The sequence below is a fragment of the Pseudoalteromonas sp. SR45-5 genome, assembly GCF_014163565.1.
Classification (GTDB): Bacteria; Pseudomonadota; Gammaproteobacteria; order Enterobacterales; family Alteromonadaceae; genus Pseudoalteromonas; species Pseudoalteromonas distincta.
Map to the genome: position 1 here is coordinate 1 of NZ_JACJDN010000441.1, position 3,495 is coordinate 3,495.

Here is a 3,495-nt window from a genome sequence, read left to right on the forward strand (position 1 = left end):
TACTAAGCTGGGCTTTTAAATGTATTAACTACTGTCTTTGTTAGTCGAGCATATTACGCAGTACATATTGTAAAATGCCGCCGTGTTTATAGTAATCCCACTCTTTAGGGGTATCAATACGTACGTCTGCACTCAAGGTTACTTTTTTACCTTCGGCATTTGTAGCAATAACGGTAACTTCATCGGTTTTATCGTACAGGCCATCAATATCAAATTGTTCTTGCCCTGTTAACCCATGTGTCTCGTAGCTTTCACCCTCTTTAAATTGCAGCGGTAATACACCCATACCAATTAAGTTAGAGCGATGAATACGTTCATAGCTTTGTGCTACAACGGCTTTAACGCCTAATAAAAGTGAGCCTTTAGCAGCCCAGTCACGAGATGAACCCGTGCCATATTCTTTGCCCGCTAAAATAATGAGTGGAGTATTATTTTTTTGATACTCCATTGCTGCATCATAAATACTCTCTAGCGTATCGCCAGGCTGAGTACGTGTTACGCCACCTTCAGTACCAGGAGCTAGTAAGTTTTTAAGACGCACATTAGCGAACGTTCCACGCATCATTACTTCGTGATTACCACGGCGTGAGCCGTACGAGTTAAATTGCGCTTTATCTACACCTTTCTCTTGCAAGTATGAACCTGCTGGCGCTTCTGCTTTAATAGCACCCGCTGGAGAAATATGGTCAGTGGTTACTGAATCTCCAAGTTTAGCTAAACAACGTGCACCTTCGATAGAAGGAATGCCCGGTGGTTCTACTTTCATACCATCAAAAAAGGGTGCTTTTTTAATGTAGGTAGATGCATCATCCCAATCGTAAAGTTTGCCATCCGGTATTTTAATTTGCTGCCAACGGCTATCGCCTTCGTAAACGTTAGCGTAGCTTTTTTCAAACATTTCTTTAGTTACGGTTTCTTTAACTAAGTCACTTACTTCTTTAACGCTTGGCCAAATGTTTTTAAGGTAAATATCGTTACCGTTAGCATCTTGAGCAAGGGGTTCGTTGTATACGTCAATATCGGTTCTACCTGCAATGGCATAAGCTACAACAAGCGGAGGAGAGGCTAAAAAGTTCATTTTAACATCTTGGTGAATACGCCCTTCAAAGTTACGGTTACCCGATAAAATAGAGCTCACTACTAATTTATGTTTTTGAATCGCGTCTGATATTTCAGTTGCAAGTGGCCCTGAATTACCAATACACGTAGTACAGCCGTAGCCAACTAAGTTAAAGCCTAGGCTTTCTAGGTCATCCATCAGGCCTGCTTTTTCTAGGTAGTCGGTAACTACTTTTGAGCCTGGAGCAAGTGATGTTTTAACCCAAGGTTTTACATTAATGCCTAACTGTTTCGCTTTTTTAGCAACCAAACCAGCAGCTAAAATAACACTTGGATTAGAGGTGTTGGTACAGCTGGTAATTGCGGCAATAACACAAGCGCCATCGTTTAGCTCAAACTCTTGGCCTTTAAATTTAACCTTAGCGGCACCCATAAACTGCGCTTCGTTAACTGGCTCATCTGGATTTGTTGTCGGCCCTTCACTCTCAATACGAGCTTGTTCTTCATCGCTTTTATCACGACGAGCCATACGTTCGTCTTGGAAGCCTTTTAAATGATCGCCAATAACTTTGCCAGCTTCGTTTAAGGCAATCCTATCTTGTGGGCGTTTAGGGCCTGCAAGGCTTGGTACAACGTCATCTAATTTAAGCTCAAGTGTATCGGTATAATTAGCTTCGTCGCCATCGTTACGCCATAAGCCTTGATGCTTAGCGTAATCTTCAATTACTTTTAAGTGTTTTTCGTCGCGGTTTGTTAAGCGAAGGTAGTTAATGGTCTCATCATCAATTGGGAAAATACCACACGTAGCGCCGTATTCTGGTGCCATATTGGCTATGGTTGCTCTATCGGCAAGTGGTAGGTCGGCAAGGCCGTCACCATAAAATTCTACAAATTTACCCACTACCCCATGATTACGCAGTATTTCGGTTACTGTTAACACTAAATCGGTTGCGGTAGTACCTTCAGGTAAACGTCCGCTTAGCTTCATACCTACTACTTGTGGAATGAGTAAGCTAATTGGCTGACCAAGCATGGCTGCTTCAGCTTCAATGCCGCCTACACCCCAACCAAGCACGCCTAAGCCATTAATCATGGTGGTGTGAGAGTCAGTCCCTACAAGCGTATCTGGGTAAGCGAATTTTTTGCCGTCGCGCTCTTCATTAAAAACAACGCGCGCTAAGTATTCTAGGTTTACTTGGTGAACAATACCGGTTGCTGGTGGCACTACTTTTAAATTATCAAAAGCGGTTTGTCCCCAACGTAAAAATTCATAACGTTCTTTATTTCGGTCGTACTCAAGTTTTGCATTTAAATCAAATGCACCATCATTTCCGTAGCCATCTACTTGTACCGAATGATCAATCACAAGTTCAGCAGGCGATAACGGGTTTATTTTTGCAGGATCTCCACCTAGCTTTTCCATTGCATCACGCATCGCGGCTAAATCTACAATAGCGGGTACGCCGGTAAAATCTTGCATAACAACACGGGCGGGAGTAAAGGCAACTTCAGATGCAGGCTTTGCTTGAGGATCCCAATTAAGAAGGGCTTGAATGTCTTGTTCTTTTATATTTACGCCATCTTCGTTACGAAGAAGGTTTTCAAGTAGTACTTTTAAGGAAAAGGGCAATCGTTTCGCTTTGTCGCCAAGTCCTTTTAGAGAATGAATATGATATTGCTCACCATTTATTGTGAGCTGATGTTGGGTATCGAAACTATTATTCATTATTTGCCCCTTTATGAATTATAAAAATGTTTTGAAGAGTGACCTCTGTAGTGTTCGAGTTGCAAAGTACATACCAGTGTAAAAAATCGCGTTTAGAGAACGAATTTTATACAGTTATTATAGTAGAGATGATGCTGAAAAATTTAATTTCAAGAGATGATTTAAAAGAAGAGATAGGGTCAAAAGTTATTTCGACCCTTATTAATTACTGTAACCAACCTTGTTGCTTACCTTTAATGCTCAAACAAAGTAAAGCGATGGCAATAATGATTACAAAAATAGGCATAAATACCGCACTTGCGCCAAGTAGCTCAATACTATTTATGACCATAAAATTATAATATTGCTGAATTAAAATAGCGCCGAGCGATAGCGCAAAAGTAGGTGTTGCCAGCGCGTTTTTAGCAAGTAAAAACAGACAACCCAAAGTGCTTCCAAATACAGCTACAACAAATGCAATGGTTGACCAAAGAGGGATGTCAGAGTAGGCAGCTTGTTGATCTAACGGAAGTTTACCTATCATTTCGGGTGTCATCATCATGTGCATAGCAAATGCAATAACGCCAAGTAAGTTCCATACGAGTGCCGCCCATACAACGGGTTTAAACCAATTTTTAGGTGTGTTTACAGACATTTTATAACCTTGTTTTTATTATTATTAACGAGGTTATTAAAGAGTAAAAAGGCCAACTATACAAGTTGGCCTTTTT

General features: G+C 40.9%; 2 protein-coding genes. Both read right to left on the bottom strand.

The features are described 5' to 3' along the window. Positions 1-40 precede the first annotated feature (40 nt). Complete coding sequence (gene acnA / locus H5072_RS14815; protein WP_182693950.1) at positions 41-2,785, bottom strand: aconitate hydratase AcnA; 2,745 nt, start codon at positions 2,783-2,785, stop codon at positions 41-43. A 205-nt stretch (positions 2,786-2,990) separates the two neighbouring features. After that, on the bottom strand, positions 2,991-3,419 hold the full coding sequence (locus H5072_RS14820; RefSeq protein ID WP_182693951.1) for a hypothetical protein: 429 nt from the start codon (positions 3,417-3,419) through the stop codon (positions 2,991-2,993). Between the last annotated feature and the right edge of the window lie 76 nt (positions 3,420-3,495).